The sequence below is a fragment of the Streptococcus caprae genome (assembly GCF_042649745.1).
GTDB lineage: Bacteria > Bacillota > Bacilli > Lactobacillales > Streptococcaceae > Streptococcus > Streptococcus caprae.
In genome coordinates, this window is record NZ_JBHRZV010000037.1 from 1 (window position 1) to 1,251 (window position 1,251).

General features: G+C 49.0%; 12 tRNA genes. All 12 read left to right on the forward strand.

The features are described 5' to 3' along the window. The first annotated feature begins 25 nt into the window (after positions 1–25). The 12 genes from ACFORF_RS05375 to ACFORF_RS05430 all read left to right on the forward strand — a co-directional run bounded on the left by ACFORF_RS05375 (position 26) and on the right by ACFORF_RS05430 (position 1,081). Positions 26–98, forward strand: a tRNA-Val gene (locus ACFORF_RS05375). Positions 99–103: 5 nt separating this feature from the next. Beyond that, positions 104–174: transfer RNA gene (locus tag ACFORF_RS05380), tRNA-Gly, on the forward strand. A 32-nt stretch (positions 175–206) separates the two neighbouring features. Beyond that, positions 207–280: transfer RNA gene (locus ACFORF_RS05385), tRNA-Ile, on the forward strand. Positions 281–285: 5 nt separating this feature from the next. Then, positions 286–357 (forward strand) — tRNA-Glu (locus ACFORF_RS05390). A 5-nt stretch (positions 358–362) separates the two neighbouring features. Further along, positions 363–452, forward strand: a tRNA-Ser gene (locus ACFORF_RS05395). A gap of 34 nt (positions 453–486) precedes the next feature. Continuing rightward, positions 487–560: transfer RNA gene (locus tag ACFORF_RS05400), tRNA-Met, on the forward strand. Positions 561–570: 10 nt separating this feature from the next. Continuing rightward, positions 571–643, forward strand: a tRNA-Phe gene (locus ACFORF_RS05405). Between the two features lie 17 nt (positions 644–660). Continuing rightward, a tRNA-Tyr gene (locus ACFORF_RS05410) sits at positions 661–741 on the forward strand. A gap of 7 nt (positions 742–748) precedes the next feature. After that, positions 749–819, forward strand: a tRNA-Trp gene (locus ACFORF_RS05415). 11 nt (positions 820–830) lie between these two features. Continuing rightward, positions 831–903 (forward strand) — tRNA-His (locus ACFORF_RS05420). An 11-nt stretch (positions 904–914) separates the two neighbouring features. Further along, positions 915–986 (forward strand) — tRNA-Gln (locus tag ACFORF_RS05425). An 11-nt stretch (positions 987–997) separates the two neighbouring features. Next, positions 998–1,081 (forward strand) — tRNA-Leu (locus tag ACFORF_RS05430). Positions 1,082–1,251 lie beyond the last annotated feature (170 nt).

Here is a 1,251-nt window from a genome sequence, read left to right on the forward strand (position 1 = left end):
GACCGCTGGGCTAGATGACCGATTAGGGAGTTTAGCTCAGCTGGGAGAGCATCTGCCTTACAAGCAGAGGGTCAGCGGTTCGATCCCGTTAACTCCCATATAAGCGGGTGTAGTTTAGTGGTAAAACTACAGCCTTCCAAGCTGTTGTCGCGAGTTCGATTCTCGTCACCCGCTTTATAATGAAAATTATAATCCAAGCTTTGCTTGGGCGCATAGCTCAGCTGGTTAGAGCGCACGCCTGATAAGCGTGAGGTCGGTGGTTCGAGTCCACTTGTGCCCATATATGGTCCGTTGGTCAAGGGGTTAAGACACCGCCTTTTCACGGCGGTAACACGGGTTCGAATCCCGTACGGACTATATTTGGAGGATTACCCAAGTCTGGCTGAAGGGAACGGTCTTGAAAACCGTCAGGCGTGTAAAAGCGTGCGTGGGTTCGAATCCCACATCCTCCTTAGACAATAGTTTGACTATTGTAATAGATATTAACGCGGGATGGAGCAGTTCGGTAGCTCGTCGGGCTCATAACCCGAAGGTCGTAGGTTCAAATCCTGCTCCCGCAATATAAATTTAGGCTCGGTAGCTCAGTTGGTAGAGCAATGGATTGAAGCTCCATGTGTCGGCGGTTCGATTCCGTCTCGCGCCATTACAATTTAATATTTTGGAGAGATAGCGAAGAGGCTAAACGCGGCGGACTGTAAATCCGCTCCTTCGGGTTCGGGGGTTCGAATCCCTCTCTCTCCATTCCTTTACGGGCATAGTTTAAAGGTAGAACTAAGGTCTCCAAAACCTTCAGTGTGGGTTCAATTCCTACTGCCCGTGTTAATAATATGGCGGGTGTGGTGAAGTGGTTAACACATCAGATTGTGGCTCTGACATTCGTGGGTTCGATTCCCATCACTCGCCTATTTTATTATTGGGGTATAGCCAAGCGGTAAGGCAAGGGACTTTGACTCCCTCATGCGTTGGTTCGAATCCAGCTACCCCAGTTAAACTATCAGCCGGCGTGGCGGAATTGGCAGACGCGCTGGACTCAAAATCCAGTGTCCGCAAGGACGTGCCGGTTCGACCCCGGCCGCCGGTATAGTTTAATGTGGTAGGGAAATCAGAGGTTTTTAACTTCTGATTTTTCTTTTTTCCACTGGTAAGAATTCCGGCTCTTTGTCAACTGTAGTGGGTTGACCAATTTAACACCGAGAGAGGACAGGACTTGTCTTCTCTCGTTTTATGTTTATGGCAATGAAAATACGAGTT